The organism is Kribbella sp. DT2 (assembly GCF_049844575.1).
Taxonomy (GTDB): domain Bacteria; phylum Actinomycetota; class Actinomycetes; order Propionibacteriales; family Kribbellaceae; genus Kribbella.
The window spans coordinates 165478-185698 of the sequence record NZ_JBNCLH010000005.1 but is presented as its reverse complement, the minus strand read 5'-3'; the positions used below and the strand labels follow the sequence as shown (position 1 = coordinate 185698).

Sequence of the window (20221 nt, the reverse complement as noted above, 5' to 3'; positions counted from 1 at the left end):
CTTCTTCGTTACTGTCTCGTGATGTTGGCCGGGATCGGGGAAGGTTCCGGACAGCACGCCCCTCGGCGGAGACCCTGGTCTCCGGGCCCATCGGCCCGGCGTACACGGACCTCGCCAGTGCTGTCGGACCCCGTGCCCGGGTAGCCCTACCTGGGAGCATGAGTGCGTAAGTCCATCATTGCGGTCGTCGGTGCGACGGCTGCGATCGCCGTCGTGGGCGGCAGCGTGGCCTATGCGAGCAAGAGCAAAACGGTGAGCCTGTCGATCGACGGTCAGGTGCAGAAGGTGCACACCTTCGGTTCGACCGTCGCCGATGCCCTGCAGGCCAAGGACATCCAGGTCGGTGAGCGTGACCTCGTCGCGCCCGCGCTGGACGCCAAGCTGCAGGACGGTCAGGAGATCGCGGTGCAGTACGGCCGCCAGCTGACCGTCAACCAAGACGGCTCCAAGAAGAACTTCTGGACCACGGCCGACAGCGTGAACGAGGCGCTGACCGACCTGGGACTGCGCTACGACGGCGCGTTCCTGTCCACCAGCCGCAGCGCCCCGATCGGGCGCGAAGGGCTGGCGCTGGAGGTCCGGACCCCCAAGACCGTGCAGTTCGTCCGGCAGGGCAAGGTCGTGTCGGTCAAGTCGATGGCGATGACGGTCGGTGAAGCGCTGACCGGTGCCAAGGTCGGCTTCGACAAGGACGACCGGATCACCCCGGCCGTCGCGACCGCGCTGAAGCCGGGCGTCAACCGGATCACCGTCGTCAAGATCGACGTCAAGAAGGTCAGCAAGACCGAGGCGGTCGCCTTCACCAAGAAGGAGACCAAGTCGGCCGAGCTGACCGAGGGCGAGAAGAAGACGATCAAGCCCGGCAAGGCCGGCAGCAAGACGGTCGACTACCTGCTCACCTACGTCGACGGCAAGCTGGTCACCACCAAGACGCTGACCACCAAGACCGTCTCCGAGCCGGTCGAGGAGCTCGTCACCGTCGGCACCAAGCCGAAGGCCGACGAGGAGACGTCCGAGGAGGAGCCGGCCACCGGTAACACCGGCGCCTGGGACCGGATCGCCGAGTGCGAGTCCGGCGGCAACTGGAAGACCAACACCGGGAACGGGTACTCCGGCGGCCTCCAGTTCAGCCGGCAGACCTGGGGCGCCTACGGCGGCGACAAGTACGCCCCCGAGGCGTACCAGGCCAGCAAGGCGCAGCAGATCGCGATCGCCGAGAAGGTCCGCGCCGCGCGCGGCGGGTACGGCGACTGGCCGGTCTGCGGCAAGCGCGCGTGACGTTCTCGAGCAAGGGCCTGACACACTGACCGGTGTGACCAGCGCTGATTCGTCCACCTCCGCCGGACCGAGGCTTCTCGGTCCGGCGGACGTGCGTTCGCTGGCCGCGTCGCTCGGGATCCGCCCGACCAAGCAGCGTGGCCAGAACTTCGTCATCGACCCGAACACCGTGCGCCGGATCGTGCGCGCCGCCGGCCTGGACGAAGCCGGCGAGACGGTGCTCGAGGTCGGGCCGGGGCTGGGATCGCTGACCCTGGCGCTGCTGGCCGCCGGGCACGGCGTGATCGCGGTCGAGATCGACCCGCTGCTCGCCGCCGCCCTGCCGTCGACGATCGCGACCTATGCGCCGGGGCAGGCCTCGTTGCTCTCGGTGGTCGAGGCGGATGCGATGCAGGTTCAGTCCGATGTTCTTGGAACGCCGACGGCGTGTGTGGCGAACCTGCCGTACAACGTCGCCGTACCGGTGCTGCTGCACCTGCTCGCCATCGCGCCGTCGCTGCGGCACGGGCTGGTGATGGTGCAGTCCGAGGTCGCGGACCGCCTGGCCGCGCCGCCGGGCTCGCGCACGTACGGCGTACCGTCCGCGAAGGCCGCCTGGTACGCCGACGTACGGCGTGCCGGTCCGATCGGGCGCAACGTGTTCTGGCCGGCTCCGAACGTCGACTCCGGGCTGGTTGCCTTCACCCGACGGGAGCCACCGGCAACGACCGCCACCCGCCAAGAGGTCTTCGCGGTGATCGAGGCGGCCTTCTCCCAGCGCCGCAAGACGATCCGCTCGGCGCTGGCCCGCTGGATCCCGGACCGCGCGCTGCTGGACGAGGTCTTCGGCGCCGCGGGCGTCGACTCGGGGCTGCGCGGGGAGATGCTGGGCATCACCGAGTTCGCCGCACTGGCCGACGCGAAGCGGCAGCGCACGCCTTAGCAGTTCCGCGGTGGCGAAACCTACCGCTGACCGTGTCGTGCCGACGTGTTGTTTGCGACTGCACGCGGGCAACACATGTCCTAGGGTGTGGCCGTGCCACCAACAGCCCAGGTCACGGTGCGGTCGCCCGCGAAGATCAACCTCGGTCTCTCGGTCGGTCCGCCGCGCCCGGACGGGTTCCACCCGCTCGCGACGGTCTACCAGGCCGTCGCGCTGTACGACGACGTGACCGCGACCCTGCGCGACGACGCCGACATCACCGTCGAGGTGGTCGGCGACTTCGCCGTCGACGTACCGATCGACGACTCGAACCTCGCGGTGCGCGCGGCGCGGCTGCTGCAGGCGGAGTACGGGGTGGACGGCGGGGTCGACCTGAGCATCCGGAAGACGATCCCGGTGGCCGGGGGGATGGCCGGCGGGTCGACCGACGCCGCGGCGACGCTGGTCGCGTGCAACCGGTTGTGGGGCCTCCAGGCCACCCAGTCCGAACTGCAGCACCTCGCGGCCGAACTGGGGAGCGACGTCCCGTTCTGCCTGGTCGGCCACACCGCCCTGGGCCAGGGCCGGGGCGAACAGGTCACGGAGGTGATGTCCCGAGGGACGTTCCACTGGGTCTTCGCCATCGCGGACGGCGGGCTGTCCACTCCCGAGGTGTACGCCGAGCTCGACCGCCTACGCCCCCTCCGCCGAGTCGAGCCGCCCGAGGTCCGCCCTGAGCTCCTCTCGGCCTTGCTCTCCGGCCGCCCCGCCGCCCTGGCAGTTGCCGTAAGCAACGATCTCCAGCAGGCCGCCCTCTCCCTACGCCCCGAACTCGCCGCCACCCTCCAGTTCGGCCTCGACCAGGGCGCCCTGGCCGCGATGATCTCCGGCTCCGGCCCCACGTGCCTCTTCCTCGCCGCCGACAGCCGCCGAGCCGTGGACCTGGCAGTAGAACTAGCCGAATCCGGCCTCTGCCGAATGGTCCGCCAGGCCGAAGGCCCGGTCCCCGGCGCAAGAATCCTCCCGGCAACAGTCAACCGGTAGAGAAGAACAGAGTAGTGGCTGAGGCCGGCTGTGAGGTTGCCGCAGCATGAGGTGCTGTTGAAGAAGAGAAGACATTGCTGGAGCCTCCCGGGCTGGGCTCAGTGCGACGACTGAGGAACCCGGGATGCCAGGTGCTAACGCCGTACTAGATCATCAGATAGCGGTCGAGCAAGTAGCTCCCCTGATCGGATGACTTCCGCAATCGCACCCGCAACCAGTTCCGGTTCGTCGTTCTGCACGTAGTGTCCGCCGACCTGCGCAATCCTCCGCTCGCCGCCGAGATCGGCGGCAAGTTCACCGTGATACCGCTGCCAGCGTTCGTCCAGCGCTTCGAGGGTGAAGGGCTCCCAGAGATGCGGAGTCTTCGAGTCGAGCCACCTGCCGATTCGGCTGCTGACAACAACACTCGGGATCTCAAGGTGTCGCCGGCTCTCTGCGGCCTCCTCGGCACCGAGCTTCACGTCGAACGACATATGGCTTTCGCGATCACCGTCGGCCACCAGAAGCTTTGGCGTCTCGATCTCAAGCCAGAGCCGGACGTCGCCCGGATCGACCAGCACGAGCCCGGCGAGCTTGTCCGGCCAGCGAGCCGCGAACAGTTGGGCGACGATTGCTCCAATGGAGTGCCCAACAAGGACGTAAGGGCCCGGGAGCCCGGTCGCTTCCAACAGTCGGCGAAGTTCGTCAGCGGCATCGCCAAACGATCGTGGCCTCGGATCCGGCCGCGCCTCACTCAAGCCGATGCCGGCGCGCGCATAGGTCAACAGCCTGGTCGGAACCGTAAGGGCCGCGATCGTCGCGTCCCATGCCTCACCGGCATCCCCTGATCCGGAGCTGAAGACCACGGTGGGCGAGCCGTCACCGGTAATCTCTGCTGCCAGCTTGTAACCGCCAACATCGAAATGGGTAGCCGCCATGAGGTCGATCGTACGGCTGTGTAAACCTGCGTCGCCGCGTCGAATCAGATCCGAGGCCTGGTAGAAGGAGCGTTGTGGAGTTTCGGGTTGTTCGGGATGTGCGGGTCATGTTGCCCTCGGACGAGTTGGATGAGTCGGCCGGTGAGGGTGACGAGCTTCGGGGTGTGCGGGTTGTCGGGGCGCAGTGGCAGCGGGCGGAATGGGATCGCCGTGCGGTTGGTGGCGTGGTGTTCGAGCGGGTGGATCTTTCCTCGGCTCGGTGGAGTGGGGTCAAGGTCGAGCGGACGAGGTTCACGGGGTGCAAGCTGAGTGGGCTTGCGTGGAGTGACGGCAGTCTGGGGAATGTTCTTTTCGAGGACTGCCGGTTGGATTATGCGAGTTTTCGGCAGGTCGACGTGGTGGGGCCGGTGACGTTCGTGAACTGCACGTTGACCGAGGCGAGTGTCGTCGGTGGGCGGTGGCGAACGGTGGCCGTGGAGTCGTGTCGGCTGGAGGGCATGGAGTTCGATGGGTGTGACCTCCGAGGAGCCGACCTGCGTGGGAATCTGCTGAGCGGCGTACGGGGTGTGGAGTCGCTGCGGGGTGTGACGGTCGCTGCTGAGCAGGTGGATCAGCTGGCGGCGGCCCTGGTGGCAGATCTGGGGATCACCGTCGACGGCCGGTACTGATTCGGCGACGGCTTGTCGGTGGGTGACGTTAGCGTCAGCGGGTATGAGTGCCTCGTGGGTTGAAGTCTTGGCGTGGGTTGCCGAGAGGCTGAATGGCGAACGCATCGAGTGGATGCTTGTTGGTAGTGCGGCGACGGCGCTTCATGGGGTGGGGGTTGTGCCGGGGGACATCGACATTGCCGTGCGTGATGCGGTCGACGTGGAACGGGCTGCGGCGGTTTTGCCGACGCCGGAGGGGCCGCTGGGTGAGGTTGACGACCCGGCTGACTGGGTCAGTACGGCGGTTGAGCCGGTGCTTCGGTTTGAGCATGCGGGGGAGCGGTGGACCTTTGGTAAATGGATGATCGGTGGGGTCAAGGTCGAGCTGGCACATATTGATGCGCCTGACGTTGCCGGCTTGATGCTGGAGACCCGCTCGCCGCTGGTGTGGCTCGAGCGAGAGGCTGTGGATTGCCGAGGACAGCGTGTCCCGACGGTGCCGATCGAGGTGCAGCTCGCGACCATGGTCGCGCGGCAGCAGGACGCACGCCTTCAGGCGACCATCGCCGATCTCGACAGCGCAGCGGTCAACGGGACGCTGCTGCGGCGTGCGATCTCGGACCGACGGGTGGAAGCGCCTGCTCTCAAGGTTCCTGAGTCGGTTCGGCGGCTTCTCGACGGCGGCCGGGCGAGGACCGACTGAAGCCGGGGAAAACCGGTTCATGGGCAAGGCGGGGTGTTGTTAAGGTCGCGGGTGTGAGACACCTTATTGCTCCGCCGGCCGCCGCTTAGCGGACGGCCGGTTCAACGCGCTCAGGGGGCTGACCCCTGGGCTTCTTCGGGCTGTTCGCAGATGCCTGTCTGTTCCTGCGAGCACTCTGGAGTGTCTGGTGTTTCATCGTCTTGCGCCGTCGTCGGCGCGTGGTTTTTTGTACGTCGCCCTGGCGGGGATCGCCTGGGGTACCGGTGGTGCTGCCGGGGCGTTGCTGTTTCGAAGCAGCGGGCTTGGGTCGACGGCGGTTTCGTTTTGGCGGCTGTTCGGGGGCGCCGTCTGGTTGGTGGTGGCCTGTCGGTTGTTGAGGCGCGGGCCGCTGGTTCGGCAGTTCAGCGCGGCGCCGGCGCGGTATCTGCTCAGTGGGGTGGGCCTGGCTGTTTGCCAGCTTGGTTACTTCGCGGCCATCCCGCGTCTCGGCGTCGGCGTCTCGACTGTCATCTCGCTCGGGGTTGGCCCGCTCTTCATCGCTCTGGGCGCTCGTGAGCGCATTACCGGCACCTTGCTGCTCGCCGTACTGGGGTTGGCTCTGCTTGTCTCCGACGGCGGGGGTGGCGACGCGTCGACGGCGGGTGTCGTTTTCGCGTTGCTGTCAGGGGCCGGCTACGCGCTGACCACGCTGCTCAATCGCGACCAGCAGGATCCAGTCGTCAGCGCCTCGCTAGGTTTCATCGTCGGGGCGATAGTCCTGTTGCCGTTCGCGGGTGACATCGTCCCGGCGCCGGCCAGTTGGCCCGTGCTCGCGTACTTCGGTCTCGTGCCGACCGCGCTCGCCTACGCGCTCTTCTACACCGGCCTCCGAACGATCCGCGCGTCCACCGCCGCCGTCATCGCGCTGATCGAACCGCTCCTGGCGACCGCCATCGGCGTACTCGCGTTCCACGAGCGGCTGACCACGCTCAGCCTGATCGGCGCGGCAACCCTTCTCCTGGCCGTGCTTCTCCAAGCCCGCCGCGAGTAACAGACCGCCGAGTTGTTCAGGTGGAGTTTGCCTGGTGGCCGATCTACGTCGCGAGGATCGGCCCATCAGGGCGTTGGGGGCGCCAGCCGGGTTTTCAGGGAGGGTCGTCATGTCGTTGGATCGTCGGGCTGTACTACGTGGAGCTGCTGTCGGTGGGGTCGGGTTTGCCGCGGTGGGGGCTGTGCCTTCGCTGGCCGAGGCCTCGCCGGGGGAGCGGCGTGGGCCGTTCCCCCAGCACAAGCCGTTCCCGCCGTTGATGGACGACCCGAAGGGTGTGCTGGCGCTGCCGCCGGGGTTCAGGTACACGGTCGTCACCCGCGCCGGTGAGACCAAGCTGAAGACCGGTCAGGTGACGCCGGGGCTGCACGACGGGACCGCCGTGTTCGACGACGGGCGCGACTACCTGCTGATCCAGAACCACGAGGTCGGCGCCAACGACCCGCTCGGCGTACCGCCCGTCAAGGGCACCGTGTACGACGCGGGCGTCGGCTCGGCCGGCGGCTGCACGGTCATCTCGGTCGACCGCACCGGCAAGAACCGCGGCGAGTGGGTCGGCATCTCCGGCACCCTCACCAACTGCGCGGGCGGCCCGACGCCGTGGGGTACCTGGATGACGTGCGAGGAGACCGAGAACAAGGCGAACGGCACGACCCGCCTGAAGGACCACGGGTACGTCTTCGAGGTGTGGGGCGACGGCAGGACCGCGCACCCGGTCCCGCTGAAGGCGCTCGGCCGGTACGCGCACGAGGCGCTCGCGATCGACCAGGACCGGCAGCACATCTACCTGTCCGAGGACGCCTCCGGCCCGAACGGGCTGTTCTACCGGTGGAGCGCCCCGCGCGGCTACCGGCTCAGCTCGAAGTCCTGGAAGGACCTGGCCGACGTCGGCTTCGGCACGCTCGAGGCGATGGCCATCCTCGGGGACGACGGCAAGCCGATCCCGGACGTCGCCTACCTGACCTCGGCCCAGCTGCTGCGTCCGTTCCGCGTCGCCTGGGTGAAGGTGCCCGACCGGGACGCGGTCTCGGTGTCGGTCCGCAAGCAGGTGACCGACGCGCAGGTCACCCGTGGCAAGAAGTTCGAGGGCGTCTACGGCACCCGTGACGGCGTGTACGTCGTCAACTCCTACGCCGAAGCCGGTACGACGGACCTCCCGGCCGACGCGGTCCCGCACGACGGCATGGTCTGGTTCTACAACTACGAGGCCAAGACCATCCAGCTGGTCACGTACTTCCCGAGCAACGACGCCGCCGACCTCGGCCCCGAGGCGCGTTACGTCGACTACAACTTCGACAGCCCGGACAACGTGACCGTCACCCCGTGGGGTTCGCTGGTGCTCGCCGAGGACGGCAACGCGAGCAGCCACGTGCTGAGCTCGACGCCCGGCGGTCCGACGTACGCGATCGCTCGCAACATGCTGAACGACTCGGAGTTCACCGGCCCGACGTTCTCCGACGACGGCAAGGTGCTGTTCGTCAACATCCAGACGCCGGGGCTGACGCTCGCGATCACCGGCCCCTGGCGCGACTACCTGGGCTGAGCGACGGTGTCGGGGGAGGGCGGCGCCAGCGTGGCGTCGACCTCCTCGATCACCGAGATCCCGGTCGAGCCGTCGAGGCGGTGCCAGTGCTCGGTGAGCGTGAGCACTCCCTCGGCGGTCCGGCCGGGCACGCTCGTCAGGCTGCCGGCGGTGACCGATCCGTCGGTCGCGAGCTGGCAGTACGTCGCGGTGATGGTCCCGGTCTCGTCGCAGGTCCCGACCAGCCGCCCGAAGTGCAGCCGCCCGCCGCCGAACTCGGCCCAGATCAGGTTCCCGCGCTGCCGGTAGAGCCCGGTCGGCGAGCCCGGCGGGTTGTGCAGCGGGCGGAACACGCGGCCGTCGTACTCGATGCTCATCGGCCGGTCAGGATCGAGAGCAGCGCCTCGACGCCCGGCGCACTCGCGGCCATGCCGGTCAGCACAGCCCGTACGGCGAGCGCCGGGTCGAACCGCCGCGGCCCCAGTGCCGCCATCCCGCGCGTGACGTCGGCGGCGGCCAAGGTCGCCGGCAGCGTCGCGTCGGAGGCGTCCGGTCCCGAGTCGCGCGCCTTGTCCAGCAGCGGCCGCACGTACGCCTCGAACTCCCGGTACGCCGACAGCGTGAAGTCGCTCGCGAACCGGTCCGGCCGGTCCCACGCCAGGTAGAGCCGGACGATGTCGACGTCCTCGTCGGTGAGGAAGTCGTTCGCCCAGATCGCGTGGTTGCGGCTGGTCGAGAACTTCTCCCCGTCCAACGTGTAGAACTCGTTGACCTGCGCCCCACCGATCGCGTCCGCAGGCACTCCCGCGGCCAGGTACACGGCCGGCCAGAACAGCGCGAAGTAGAACCCGTTGTCGATCCCGTTGAAGTGCCACAGCGACGCGACCTCGGACCACGCCTCCGCTGTCGCCTCCAACCCGAGCGCGCCGGGTCGCAGCGACTGCGCGACGCCGTACACGGTGCTGAGCCCGACCTCGGCGTACACCTCGAGCCGCAGGCCCTCGTGCGGCCCGGTGCCGCGCAGTCCCCAGTTCGTCGGGTAGGCAATCGGTACGTCGGGCAGCGGGTACTCCAGGTAGTGCGAGACGATCCGGCGCGCGCGGTCCGGCAGTTCGGCGCGCAGCCAGATCTCGACCAGCTCGTCGCGGTAGTCCTCCATCGGCAGCACCGGTACGGTGGCGAGGAACGGGCGGGGTTCGCCACCGCACCGGTTGCACTTGGGGTCGACCAGGTTCTCGGCCGACGTGTAGCCGCCGCAGCCTTCGCAACCACCGCCCGCGGCCTCGGCGCCGCACCACGCGCACTCACCCACGACGTACGACTGATGCAGCGTGCGATCGCAGTCCGCGCAGGCCAGCAACGTCAACTCCCGCAGGGGAAACCGCCCCGCCTCGGTCAGGTCGGCGGCGAGCGTCGTGACGCCGTGCTGGTACGACGAGCTCTGCGGGTTCAGGAACACGTCGTACTGGATCCGGGCCGCGTCGAGTGCGGCGACGATCTCGTTCCGGTACGACGCCGCGAGCTTCTCGACGTCGACACCTTCGTTCTCGGCGCGGGTCAGCACCCAGTTCTGGTGCACGTCGAAGCCGGCGGTCGTGACGACGCGTTCGCCGCGGGCGCGGGCGGCCCGGGCGGCGATGTCGGCGGCCAGGTACGGGCCGGACAGGTGCCCGACGTGCAGCGGTCCGTTCGCGGTCGCCGGCGGGACGATGACAACGGTGGCGCCGGTTCTCGTCGAGGTGCTCATGCGACTCCATCCAGGGGAGGCCGGTGGGCTGTGCCGGCCCGGTGACTGTTGCCACCGGGCCGGTCGCAGTCCGCGACGTTACTCCCGTGCTCGCACCCACGGCGAGACGGAAAACCCTTGAGAACAAGGGTTTCCGGGGTCGAATTCTGAAACGTTCGTTTGTTTGCGGATCAGCGCTGGTGGAAGCAGCAGGTCGCCGTCGCGCCGGTCGCCATGTTGACAACGCCGCCGTCCAGCTCCTGCGAACCGCGGATCAGGAAGCCGCCGAGACCGTCGGCGACCAGGAACGCTCCCCAGGTCAGCAGCCACTCCTCGCTGCCGTCGTCGGTCGGGAACACCTCCGGGATCGGCCGGATCCGGCGCTGCAGGACCCACGGGTTGTCCATCGCCTCGCGAATCTTGGTGGTCCAGGTCTCGTCGTCGGTCAGCCAACCGAGCAGTACGCCGTCGCCGCCGTGCAACGCGGTCGGCTTGAGGACGAGCTCCTCGCGGTTCGCGAGCGCGTACTCCTCGAGGTCTGTCTGTACGCCGTCAACGGTGACGGGGCCGCTGCGGACCATCCGCGTCCACGGCAGGATCCGGTCCAGCACGGCGAGCTCGTCGGCCGGATAGCGGTCGCGGTAGGCCTCGTCGGACAGCAGCGCGAGCGCGCCCTTGCTGCCGTACAGCTCGGCGTCCAGCGGGGTGAAGATCGAGACGTGCCCACGCTCGGCCGCCTGCAGCACGGGCTCGAGCAGCTCGACCGCGCCCGGCTTGAGCACGTCCTCGATCATGAACAGCCGGAACACCACGTCGATCGCGCGGTCGCCCAGCCAGATCCGGTCGTCGCGGTACTCGAGAGCGTCGACCGGGCAGGGGATCGCGTCGATACCGAGCGGTGCGAGCATCTCCGCGCTCTTGTGCAGCTGGCGTTCCAGGTCGGGGTAGCTGTCGGGGAAGTCCGCGATCGCCATCACCGGGCGGACGCCGGTCGGCACCTTCGCCTCGGTGACGATCGTCCGGACGACCTCGGTCATCGTCTCGGCGTACGACAGGTCGTTCTCGGCGACGAACTCGGCGATGAACGGGTGCTCGATCATCGCCGCGTTCAGCACCGGGTTGTCGACGCCGCCGACCGTGCTGCCGAGGTTGATCTCCAGCAGGTGGAAGCCGTCGGCGTCGCGGTACAGGTCCGCGCGGCCCATCCGGCTCGGCGCGGGACCGCGGCCGCGCGTGATCGCCTCGATCTGCGGCTCGGCCATCCCCACGGTCCGGGCGAACTCGGCGAGATCGCCGCCGAAGACGCGCTCGGGCAGCCGGGTCAGGGCCGAGTGCAGCAGGTCGAGGTCCGCGACCAGCTGCCGGTACGGCGCGGCCTCCAGGAAGGTCGGCCGGCTCAGGCACCGGCCGAGGTAGGTGGTGGCATCGAGCTCGGGGGCCGCGGCGGCGAGTACAGCGCTGGCTTTGGGGCCACGATCGGCGGCCGCGCGGAGATAGTCGTCCGTCAAAGACATCGGGGAACTCCTCGTGTCCACGACGCCCGAGAACCCTTGTTCCGCGAAGTGTTTCAAACAAGACCTGGGCGGCCGTGTGGGCCGCAGAGTACTTGTCGCGACAGGCACTGTGAAAGGGGTCGGAAAACCACCTGCGGCCGACGTTGCCGCGGCGTTACGCTCGTCAAACGTTTGTCTTGCCCCCGTGAAGGAGCTCCCTGATGCGCCGACTTTCGATCCGCCCCGTCTCCACCCAACGGATCGAGACCAGCATGAGGACCTTTGAGCACACTCACGATGGGAATTTTGGCGCATGTTGACGCCGGCAAGACCAGCCTGACCGAACGGCTGCTGCACACCGCCGGCGTGATCGACCGCGTCGGCAGCGTCGACGCGGGCAGCACCCGCACCGACACGATGGACCTCGAACGCCGCCGCGGCATCACCATCCGCTCCGCGGTGGTGTCGTTCGAGCTCGCCGGGGTGACGGTCAACCTGATCGACACCCCGGGCCACTCCGACTTCATCGCCGAGGTCGAACGCGCGCTTTCGGTGCTGGACGGCGCCGTCCTGGTGCTGTCCGCCGTCGAGGGCGTTCAGGTCCAGACGCGACTGTTGATGCGGACTCTGCAGCGGCTGCGGATCCCGACGCTGCTGTTCGTGAACAAGATCGACCGGATGGGCGCCCGGTACGACTCGTTGCTGGGCGATGTACGGCGGTTGCTGACGCCGGCCGCGATCCCGCTCGGGGCGGTCACCGACCTGGGCACGCGAAGTGCAGCCTTCGAGCGGTTTCCGGTGGGGTCGCCGCAGGTCGACGAACTACTTGCCGAACGCAATGACAAGTATCTCGCGCGGTACTTGGCCGACGAGCTGACTTCCGAGGACCAGCTGGCCGAGCTGACCGATCAGGTCGGGCGGGCAGCGGTGCACCCGGTCTTCTTCGGCTCGGCGATCACCGGCGACGGCGTACCGGAGGTGATCGAAGGCATTGCCACGCTGTTGCCCCGAGCCACTGGATCGCCCGGGGATCCTTTGCAAGCCTCGGTGTTCAAGGTCGAACGCGGGCCGGCGGGGGAGAAGATCGCCTCGGCCCGGGTGTTCGCGGGAACGCTGCGTTCGCGCGAGCAGATCACGGTCCACCGCAGCGGGCGCCCGCCTGCGACACCCGCCACGACTCCCGCCTCGGCGGCCGCCGGAGGCGGCTCGCCTTCGGGGGCGACGTACTCCACCAAACCCTCCTCTCTTCTTCTCTTCTCCCAGGGGGAGACCGAGCGGGTGGAGGCCGTGGAGGCTGGGCGGATCGTCGCCCTGCGTGGACTGAAGGAGGTCCGGATCGGCGATCAGCTCGGTGCGCCGAGCGATCGGGGTGGGCAGCTGTTCGCTCCGCCGACACTGGAGACCGTCGTCCGCGCCGGCGACCGGATCAAGCTGTTCCAGGCGCTCCAGCAGCTCGCCGAGCAGGATCCGCTGATCCGGGTCCGCAAGGACGAGGAGATCTCGGTCAGCCTGTACGGCGAGGTGCAGAAGGAAGTGATCGCCAGCCTGCTCGCCGACGAGTACGGCCTGGACGTCACGTTCGACCAGACCCGTCCGATCCACCAGGAACGCGCGCTCGGCGCCGGTTCCGCCGTACGGGAGATGGGTGCGCCCGGCAACCCGTGGGTCGCGACCGTCGGCTTCCGCGTCTCGCCCGCCCCGCCCGGGACAGGCCTCGACTACCGGCTCGAGGTCGAGCTGGGCGGACTCATCCGGGCGTACCACACCGCGATCGAGGAGACCGTCCGGCAGACGGTGCGACAGGGGCTGCACGGCTGGGAGGTTGACGACGTACGGGTCGACCTGGTCCGGAGCGGGTACGACGCGGCGACGTCGACCGGCACGGACTTCCGGCGACTCGTCCCGGTCGTCCTGATGGAGGCGCTCGCCCGAGCCGGTACGACGGTCGTCGAACCGGTGAACCACTTCGAGCTCGACCTCCCGCCCGACGCCGTCGCACCGGTCCTCGGCCGCCTCGCCGAGTCCCACGCGACCCTCGAGACCAGTCAGATCGACGCCGACCACGCCCAACTCACCGGCCTGATCCCAGCCGGCCGGGTACACACCTTCGAGTCGCAGCTCCCCGGCCTCACCCACGGCGAAGGCATCCTGCTCACCACCTTCGACTCCTACCGCCCGGTCCCCGGCACGCCGCCCACCCGAGCCCGAACAGACGGCAACCCGCTGAACCTGAAGGAGTACCTGCTCCACCTCAACCAGCAGTAGCGGTACCGGCCGACAGGAGGTGTACCGCGTCCTGTCGGCCGGTGAGCGTTGTCCACGCTCGGTGGACGGCCAAATCCGGGAGATGTCCTGTCGCTCGGTACCGGAACCCCTGGGGCGATCCCGTAGGCTGGTCCGGTTATGGCTGCCACCCCTGCACCGAACTTGGTCAACCTCGAAGCCGTCTCCAAAGGCTTCGGAACCCGCATCCTGCTCGACAAGGTGAGCCTCGGCGTCGGCCGCGGCGACCGGGTCGGAGTGGTCGGGCGGAACGGGGACGGCAAGTCGACGCTGCTGCAGCTCCTCGCCCGCCGGCTGGAGCCGGACGACGGCCGCGTCACCCAGAACCGCGACCTCCGGCTGGGGTACCTCGGCCAGACCGACGACCTCGACCCCGAGCTCACGGTCAGCAAGGCCGTGCTCGGTGACGTCGAGACCTACACCTGGGCGGCCGACCCGCGGGCGCGTTCCGTGATGGAGCACCTGCTCGGCGAGATCGACCACGAAGCACTGATCGGCACGCTGAGCGGTGGTGAGCGCCGCCGGACCTCGCTGGCGCGGCTGCTGCTGACCGACGTCGACCTGCTGGTTTTGGACGAGCCGACCAACCACCTGGACATCGAGGCGGTCAACTGGCTCGCCGCGCACGTGGTGGACCGGGCCGGCGCGCTGATCGTGGTGACGCACGACCGGTGGTTCCTCGACGCGGTCTGCACCGAGACGTGGGAGGTGCAGAACGGGCGCATCTCGTCGTACGAGGGTGGTTACGCGGCGTACGTGCTGGCCAAGGCCGAGCGTTCGCGCGCCGAGCAGGTGATGGAAGGCAAGCGGCAGAACCTGCTGAAGAAGGAGCTGGCCTGGTTGCGGCGCGGTGCGCCGGCGCGGACCTCGAAGCCGAAGTTCCGGATCGACGCGGCGAACGCGCTGATCGAGAACGAGCCGGCCCCGCGGGACAAGCTCGCGCTGTCGTTGCTGGCGACGTCGAGGCTGGGCAAGGACGTGTTCGACGCGGAGGACGTGAGCCTGGCGTTCGGCGACCGGGTGATGCTCGACCACGTCACGTTCCGGCTCGGCCCGGCCGACCGGATCGGGCTGCTCGGGCCGAACGGTGCCGGCAAGACGACGTTCCTGAAGGTGCTGACCGGTCAGCTCGTACCGGACTCGGGGCTGGTCAAGCAGGGCAAGACGGTACGGGTCGCGAACCTCTCGCAGACGCTGCACGAGGTCGACGGTCAGTCGACCGTGCTCGCGCACATCACGGACATTCGCCGGACGGCGGCACTCGCCGGGCACAGCGGTGAGATGACGTCGTCGCAGCTGCTGGAACGCTTCGGCTTCACCGGCGACAAGCTGACCACGCGGATCAACGACCTGTCGGGTGGCGAGCGCCGCCGGCTGCAGCTCCTGCGCATCCTGCTGGACGAGCCGAACGTGCTGATCCTCGACGAACCGACCAACGACCTGGACGTCGAAACCCTCACCGTGCTGGAGGACTTCCTCGACAGCTGGCCGGGCGTCGTCGTGGTCGTCACCCACGACCGGTACTTCCTCGAACGCGTCAGCGACATGGTCTACACGATCATGGGCGACGGCACGGTCCGGCACCTCCCGCGTGGCGTCGAGCAGTACCTGGACGAGATCGAGTCCGGCGGCCCTGCTCGCCGGTCCACTCCTGGCGCGGCTGTCGCTCCGGTGGTGGAAGCCAGTACGCCGGCCGCCGCCCCCGTCGACGCGGCCGTGGCCCGTGCGGCCAAGAAGGACCTCAACCGCATCGAACGCCAGCTGTCGAAGCTCGCCGGCACGGAGAAGAAGCTCCACGACCAGCTGGCCACCCACGCCTGCGACTACGGCCGCCTCGCCGAGCTCGACACCGACCTCCGCAAGCTCAAGGACGAACGCGAAGAGCTCGAACTGGCCTGGCTGGAAGCCGCCGAACGCGCGGAGAGCTGACAGCGCCGAGTTTGCCGACAACTCGTCAGAACCAGCGGTTTAACGTTCTATTCGAATAATGTATACATGATCAAATGTTTCGGCCACGTGAATCGCGGCGTATCTCCCATCCCCTGTGATTGGGAGGTACGCCGCGATCACTGGGGTGAGCGGGTCCCGTTGTGGTCAACGTTGTCCGGGCCCCGAGCCCCGGACACCATCGACCTCCTTCGGCGAACCACCTCTTGCCGCCGAAAGACACCTTGTTCGCAACGATACGTAGCCGAGAACGTACCGACAGTGAGGACCTTAGTGCGCATGGTGACTCAGTGTCGACAGTCGTCTGCTACAGCACCTTCACGATCCGGTTGCAACTAGCAACGATCGGTGCGGGTATTAAGTGACGCGCCGTCTTTTCGGATTATTCCGGCACAATTCGGCGCGGTTTCCGCGGGCCTGCGTCAGTGTGTTTCCTGGTCGAACGGGCCGACCAGTTCGCGCAGCAGCCGGGCGAGTTTGGCCTGGTCCCGGTCGGTGACCGCGGACAGCAGGGTGCGCTCGTGCGCGAGCAGGTCGGCGAGCGCGGCGTCGACGGCGTCGCGGCCGGCGGTGGTGAGCTGGACCAGGACGCCCCGGCGGTCGGCGGGGTCGGGGAGGCGTTCGACCAGACCGCGCGCGGTCAGGCGGTCGACCCGGTTCGTCATCGTGCCTGACGTGACAAGGGTTTCCTTGAGCAGCCGGCCGGGGGAGAGCTGGTACGGCGCGCCCGCGCGCCGCAGTGCTGCCAGTACGTCGAACTCCCAGGACTCCAGCCCGTGGGTCGCGAAGGCGTGACTGCGGGCGCGATCCAGGTGCCGCGCCAGGCGGGTGACCCGGGACAGCACCTCCATCGGTGCCACGTCGAGATCGGGTCGCTCGCGGCGCCAGGCCTCGACCAGCCGGTCGACCTCGTCCTTCATGGTTCGAGAGTATCCGTCAAGACTCTTGACATCAAGACAAGTACCAAGCGTAATGTGTCTGCTCGTAAAGTATCTCGACGTCAAGAGATCCGGTCGGAAGATCGCTGAACGAAGGAGCCAGGATGCGCAACTCGCCGGTGTGGAGCCCGCAGCAGTACGGCAAGTACCCGGAGGAGCGGGCCCGTCCCTTCGCCGACCTGGTCCGCAGGATCGGCCCGGTCCGCGGCGAAGAGGCCGGCGATCCGGCCGGTACGGCGGGCGATCGGGCGGGTGCCGGCGATCCGGCCGGCGCGGGTGCGAGCGAGCCCGGCCCCGTCGTACTCGATCTCGGGTGTGGTCCAGGCGCTCTCACCATCAGCCTGCTCGATCGGTGGCCCACGGCAACGGTCCGTGGGGTCGACAGCTCGCCCGAGATGATCGCCGCGGCCGAGAAGCTGCGGTCCGACCCGGCCGTCGCCGACCGGCTGACCTTCGAGGTCGCCGATCTCCTGGACTGGTCGATCCCGCCCGGTTCCGTCGACGTGATCGTCACGAACGCGACCCTGCAGTGGATCCCCGAGCAGCTCGACCTGCTGCCGGGGTTCGTCCGCGCGCTCCGGCCGGGCGGCTGGCTCGCGATCCAGATCCCGGGCAACGGCGACGCGCCTTCGCACGCGATCCTGCGCGAACTGGCCAACCGCCCGCCGTACGCCGAGCACGCCGCCGGCCGGTCGCTGCGCCCCGACGTCCCCGGACCGGCCGGCTACATCGAGGCGCTGAGCGCCCTCGGTTGCCGGGTCGACGCGTGGGAGACGACGTACAACCATCTCCTCGCCGGCGACAACGCCGTCCTGGAATGGGTGAAGGGGACCGGCGCCCGGCCGGTGCTGCAGTCGCTGCCGGACGAGCTGCGGACGGAGTTCGAGGCCGAGTACGGCGCGCGCCTGGCGGAGGCCTACCCGCAACGGGACTTCGGCACGCTGCTGCCGTTCCGCCGGATCTTCGCCGTCGCCCAGAAGGAGGCGTGATGCGCCTCGACCACGTCCAGGTCTCCTGCCCGCCCGGCGGCGAGGACGTCGCCCGCGCGTTCTACCGCGACGCGCTCGGCCTGACCGAGATCGCCAAGCCACCGTTGCTCGCGGCAAGGGGTGGGTGCTGGTTCAAGGAAGGTCCGGCCGAGCTCCACGTCGGCGTCGAGCAGGACTTCCGCCCGGCCCGGAAGGCGCACCCGGCCTTCGCGGTCGACGACCTGGACGCCCTCGCGGCGAAGCTCGAGGGGCTCGGGTTTCCGGTGACCTGGGACAACGAAACGATCCCGGGCCGCCGGCGGTTCCACACCGCCGACGGCCACGGGAATCGGGTGGAGATCGTGTGACTACTCGGTGGCGAGGGCTCCTGCCGGAGCGACCTTGGCCGCGCGGCGCGCAGGGAGGACCGAGGCGAGCAGACCGGCGATCGCCGCGACCAGCGCGATCGTGACCAGCAGCGTCACCGGTACGGCGTACTGGACCTTGCCGTCGGTCTGCGAGCTCATCAGTGCCGCCGTACCGGTCCAGCCGTAGACCAGGCCGAGGAAGATCCCGAGACCGGCCGCGACCAGTGCCATCAGCAACGACTCGACCGCGAGCATCCCGCGCAGCTGGCGCCGGGTCAGACCCATTGCCCTGAGCAACGCGTTCTCCCGGGTGCGTTCCAGCACCGACAGGCTGAGGGTGTTGCCGACGCCAACGAGTGCGATCAGCACCGACACCCCGAGCAGGCCGACGGCAACGATCAGCAGTACGTCGAAGATCTGCGTGTAGCTGCTGCGTTCGGCCAGACCGCCGTCGACGTTCAGCACCTTGATCGTCGGCAGTGACTGCTGCACCGCGTCGATCACCTCGGGACCGTCCGCCTTGGGGTCGCTGGCGAGCCAGAACCCGGACACCGCGGCGGCCGGTGCGAGCTTCTGCAGGTCGGTCTGCGTGATCGTGATCGGGTCCAGACCGCCTGCCTGGTGGGCCTTCAGCGTGACCTTGTGGCCGGCAGCAACAAGTGTGACGTCCGCGCCGTCGGTGAGGTCGAGCATGTTCATCGTCGGCCGGTCGAGCAGCGCGACACCCGGCCGCAACTGGCTGACCAGCTGCGGGTCGTGGATGACCGAGCCGGCCCGTGCCTGGTCGATGCCTGTGATGGTCAGCGTCTGCTCACCCTGCTTCACCTCGACGGTCCGGACCGGGACGACCTGGGTGATGCCCTTGATGTCTCGCAGTTGCTGCTCGGCGCTGGCCGGCAGCTTCTCCTCGTACGTCCGGACGGTCAGGTCGACCGGGTACTCGCCGTCCATCGTCACGTCGAACGTCTTGCGGACCGACGCGATCCCGACGCAGGTCAGGCTGATCAGCGTGACACCGATCAGCAACGCGGACGTCGTGGCCGCCGTACGGCGTGGGTTGCGGACCGCGTTCGCGACCGCGATCCGGGCCGGTACGCCGCCCTTGCGGGCCGGAAGCGCGCCGAGCAGCCGGACCAGCGCCGGGACCAGCAGCGAACCGAGCGCCAGGACACCGATGAAGGAGAGCACGCCGCCGGCCACACCGATGACGACCTGCGCGGTCGAAGCGCTTGCCGCCAGCAACAGTCCGCCACCGGCGAGCATCAGGAAACCGAGCACGATCCGTACGACGCCACGCTTCGAGGCCGCCCCCAGGGCATCGGCCGGACGCAGCGCCGCCAGCGGGGAGACCTTCGTGGCCCGGCGGGCCGGGACGATCGCGGCCAGGACGGTCGCGACGGTACCGAGCAGCAGCGGCGCGAAGATCGACACCAGGTCGAGGTGCAGGCTGATCGGCGGCAGTTCCAGGTCGAACTCCCGCGACAGCGCCAGGCCGAGCGCGGACAGCGCGACCCCGACCACCACACCGATCGCGGAGGCGACCAGGCCGACCACCGACGCCTCGGCCAGAACGGAGGAGAACACCTGCCGGCGGGACGCGCCGACGCAGCGCAGCAGCGCCATCTCGCGGGTGCGCTGGGCGATCACGATCGTGAAGGTGTTCGCGATCACCAGGCAGGCGACGAACAGGGCGATCACGGCGAACATGCCGAACACGCCGCCGAGGACGTCGATACCGTTGGTGAAGCTCTTCACCTCGTGGTCGATCCACGCCGTACCGGTGTAGACCTGCAGGCCGGGCACGGCCGCGGACACCGCGGCGGCGAGCGCGGCCTGGTCGGTCCCGGGCTGGGCGCTGACCTTGACGCGGTTGACGTAGCTCTGCGGCTCGAAGATCTTCACCGACTGCGCGGTCGCGACGGCGTCACCGGTCCCGAAGCTGGTGGAGTCGTCGAGGATGCCGACCACGGTGACGGTCCAGCGCTTGTCGTCGTACGAGCTGAGCTGGAGCTTGTTGCCGACGGCCACCTTGTTCTTCTCGGCCGTCCGGGCCGGCAGTGCGATCTCGAGTGCGCTGTCCGGCAGGCGGCCCTGGCTGGCCGTGGGGCCGGCGATCTTCGAGGTGTCGTAGAGCGCCTTGACGCTGAGGTAGCCCGGACGGACCTGGCCGGCCCACTGGATCTGCAGGTACGCGCCGGTGTCGACCACGACCGACGCCGCCTGCGGGACCTTCTGGATCGCGGCAACGTCCTTGGCCTCGATCGAGCGCTCGCCGCTGTCGACGACGGCGTCCGCGCCGGCGTTCGCCTTGCCGATCGTCTCGTCGATCCCGTGCGACGCCGACGCGTGCACGGTCAGGGCCAGGGTGCCGAAACCGACCCCCAGCACGATCGCCAGGCAGGCGGCGACCAGGCGGCCCAGATGGGCGCGCAGCGAGGAGAGAATGGAGCGTCGCACGG

The 20221-nt window shown here is 68.9% G+C and carries 17 protein-coding genes; 11 read left to right on the top strand and 6 right to left on the bottom strand.

Annotated elements, in window-relative coordinates; genetic code table 11:
• The first annotated feature begins 162 nt into the window (after positions 1-162).
• From ACLQ2O_RS22345 to ACLQ2O_RS22335, 3 genes are all read left to right on the top strand, one after another.
• Entirely contained in the window at positions 163-1278 is a 1116-nt protein-coding gene (locus tag ACLQ2O_RS22345) for a transglycosylase family protein (RefSeq protein ID WP_425834406.1), read from the top strand.
• 34 nt (positions 1279-1312) lie between these two features.
• Entirely contained in the window at positions 1313-2200 is an 888-nt protein-coding gene (gene rsmA, locus ACLQ2O_RS22340) for a 16S rRNA (adenine(1518)-N(6)/adenine(1519)-N(6))-dimethyltransferase RsmA (RefSeq protein ID WP_425834404.1), read from the top strand.
• Between the two features lie 87 nt (positions 2201-2287).
• Positions 2288-3223 (top strand): 4-(cytidine 5'-diphospho)-2-C-methyl-D-erythritol kinase, encoded by a 936-nt coding sequence (locus ACLQ2O_RS22335; RefSeq protein WP_425834402.1) that lies wholly within the window; start codon positions 2288-2290, stop codon positions 3221-3223.
• 134 nt (positions 3224-3357) lie between these two features.
• Here ACLQ2O_RS22335 and ACLQ2O_RS22330 read toward each other — a convergent pair whose 3' ends face one another.
• Positions 3358-4140 (bottom strand): alpha/beta fold hydrolase, encoded by a 783-nt coding sequence (locus ACLQ2O_RS22330; RefSeq protein ID WP_425834400.1) that lies wholly within the window; start codon positions 4138-4140, stop codon positions 3358-3360.
• A 74-nt stretch (positions 4141-4214) separates the two neighbouring features.
• Between ACLQ2O_RS22330 and ACLQ2O_RS22325 the strand changes: the two genes are divergently transcribed.
• The 4 genes from ACLQ2O_RS22325 (at position 4215) to ACLQ2O_RS22310 (ending at position 8060) form a co-directional block, all read left to right on the top strand.
• On the top strand, positions 4215-4808 hold the full coding sequence (locus ACLQ2O_RS22325; protein WP_425834398.1) for a pentapeptide repeat-containing protein: 594 nt from the start codon (positions 4215-4217) through the stop codon (positions 4806-4808).
• A 43-nt stretch (positions 4809-4851) separates the two neighbouring features.
• Positions 4852-5490: a hypothetical protein gene (locus ACLQ2O_RS22320; RefSeq protein WP_425834396.1), complete on the top strand. Its 639-nt coding sequence runs from the start codon at positions 4852-4854 to the stop codon at positions 5488-5490.
• 226 nt (positions 5491-5716) lie between these two features.
• On the top strand, positions 5717-6520 hold the full coding sequence (locus ACLQ2O_RS22315) for an EamA family transporter (RefSeq protein ID WP_425834394.1): 804 nt from the start codon (positions 5717-5719) through the stop codon (positions 6518-6520).
• A 109-nt stretch (positions 6521-6629) separates the two neighbouring features.
• Entirely contained in the window at positions 6630-8060 is a 1431-nt protein-coding gene (locus tag ACLQ2O_RS22310) for an alkaline phosphatase PhoX (protein WP_425834392.1), read from the top strand.
• Here the strand turns inward: ACLQ2O_RS22310 and ACLQ2O_RS22305 are convergent.
• From ACLQ2O_RS22305 to ACLQ2O_RS22295, 3 genes are all read right to left on the bottom strand, one after another.
• Entirely contained in the window at positions 8048-8416 is a 369-nt protein-coding gene (locus ACLQ2O_RS22305) for a hypothetical protein (RefSeq protein WP_425834390.1), read from the bottom strand. The two genes, ACLQ2O_RS22310 and ACLQ2O_RS22305, sit on opposite strands and share 13 nt — an antisense overlap.
• The gene (locus ACLQ2O_RS22300; RefSeq protein ID WP_425834388.1) at positions 8413-9786 is read right to left on the bottom strand and encodes a class I tRNA ligase family protein; all 1374 of its coding nucleotides are present in this window, start codon (positions 9784-9786) and stop codon (positions 8413-8415) included. Before ACLQ2O_RS22300 ends, ACLQ2O_RS22305 begins: the two co-directional genes overlap by 4 nt.
• 170 nt (positions 9787-9956) lie before the next feature.
• Positions 9957-11279: a hypothetical protein gene (locus tag ACLQ2O_RS22295; protein WP_425834386.1), complete on the bottom strand. Its 1323-nt coding sequence runs from the start codon at positions 11277-11279 to the stop codon at positions 9957-9959.
• 276 nt (positions 11280-11555) lie between these two features.
• On the opposite strand from ACLQ2O_RS22295, the gene ACLQ2O_RS22290 reads away from it, so the two are divergent.
• Positions 11556-13523, top strand: a complete 1968-nt coding sequence (locus ACLQ2O_RS22290; protein ID WP_425835266.1) for a GTP-binding protein — start codon at positions 11556-11558, stop codon at positions 13521-13523.
• A gap of 138 nt (positions 13524-13661) precedes the next feature.
• A complete protein-coding gene (locus ACLQ2O_RS22285) occupies positions 13662-15470 on the top strand; it encodes an ABC-F family ATP-binding cassette domain-containing protein (RefSeq protein ID WP_425834385.1) in 1809 nt (602 codons plus the stop codon).
• Positions 15471-15910: 440 nt separating this feature from the next.
• Here ACLQ2O_RS22285 and ACLQ2O_RS22280 read toward each other — a convergent pair whose 3' ends face one another.
• Positions 15911-16408 carry a MarR family winged helix-turn-helix transcriptional regulator gene (locus ACLQ2O_RS22280; RefSeq protein WP_425834383.1) on the bottom strand — a complete coding sequence of 166 codons (498 nt, stop codon included), beginning with the start codon at positions 16406-16408 and terminating at the stop codon, positions 15911-15913.
• A 122-nt stretch (positions 16409-16530) separates the two neighbouring features.
• Here ACLQ2O_RS22280 and ACLQ2O_RS22275 point away from each other — a divergent pair, with 122 nt between their 5' ends.
• Together ACLQ2O_RS22275 and ACLQ2O_RS22270 are read left to right on the top strand one after the other, a co-directional pair.
• The gene (locus tag ACLQ2O_RS22275; RefSeq protein ID WP_425834381.1) at positions 16531-17415 is read left to right on the top strand and encodes a methyltransferase domain-containing protein; all 885 of its coding nucleotides are present in this window, start codon (positions 16531-16533) and stop codon (positions 17413-17415) included.
• A complete protein-coding gene (locus ACLQ2O_RS22270; protein WP_425834379.1) occupies positions 17415-17762 on the top strand; it encodes a VOC family protein in 348 nt (115 codons plus the stop codon). The genes ACLQ2O_RS22275 and ACLQ2O_RS22270 overlap by 1 nt, the downstream gene beginning before the upstream one ends.
• Here ACLQ2O_RS22270 and ACLQ2O_RS22265 read toward each other — a convergent pair whose 3' ends face one another.
• Positions 17763-20219: an ABC transporter permease gene (locus ACLQ2O_RS22265; RefSeq protein WP_425834377.1), complete on the bottom strand. Its 2457-nt coding sequence runs from the start codon at positions 20217-20219 to the stop codon at positions 17763-17765.
• Positions 20220-20221: the final 2 nt, after the last annotated feature.

Excerpts from the sequence above, each read along its gene's own strand:
- ACLQ2O_RS22305 (WP_425834390.1), bottom strand. The coding sequence starts at position 8,416 with ATGAGCATCGAGTACGACGGCCGCGTGTTCCGCCCGCTGCACAACCCG.
- ACLQ2O_RS22300 (WP_425834388.1), bottom strand. The coding sequence starts at position 9,786 with ATGAGCACCTCGACGAGAACCGGCGCCACCGTTGTCATCGTCCCGCCG.
- ACLQ2O_RS22290 (WP_425835266.1), top strand. The coding sequence starts at position 11,556 with ATGGGAATTTTGGCGCATGTTGACGCCGGCAAGACCAGCCTGACCGAA.
- ACLQ2O_RS22295 (WP_425834386.1), bottom strand. The coding sequence starts at position 11,279 with ATGTCTTTGACGGACGACTATCTCCGCGCGGCCGCCGATCGTGGCCCC.
- ACLQ2O_RS22275 (WP_425834381.1), top strand. The coding sequence starts at position 16,531 with ATGCGCAACTCGCCGGTGTGGAGCCCGCAGCAGTACGGCAAGTACCCG.
- ACLQ2O_RS22330 (WP_425834400.1), bottom strand. The coding sequence starts at position 4,140 with ATGGCGGCTACCCATTTCGATGTTGGCGGTTACAAGCTGGCAGCAGAG.
- ACLQ2O_RS22285 (WP_425834385.1), top strand. The coding sequence starts at position 13,662 with ATGGCTGCCACCCCTGCACCGAACTTGGTCAACCTCGAAGCCGTCTCC.
- ACLQ2O_RS22310 (WP_425834392.1), top strand. The coding sequence starts at position 6,630 with ATGTCGTTGGATCGTCGGGCTGTACTACGTGGAGCTGCTGTCGGTGGG.
- ACLQ2O_RS22320 (WP_425834396.1), top strand. The coding sequence starts at position 4,852 with ATGAGTGCCTCGTGGGTTGAAGTCTTGGCGTGGGTTGCCGAGAGGCTG.
- ACLQ2O_RS22270 (WP_425834379.1), top strand. The coding sequence starts at position 17,415 with ATGCGCCTCGACCACGTCCAGGTCTCCTGCCCGCCCGGCGGCGAGGAC.
- ACLQ2O_RS22280 (WP_425834383.1), bottom strand. The coding sequence starts at position 16,408 with ATGAAGGACGAGGTCGACCGGCTGGTCGAGGCCTGGCGCCGCGAGCGA.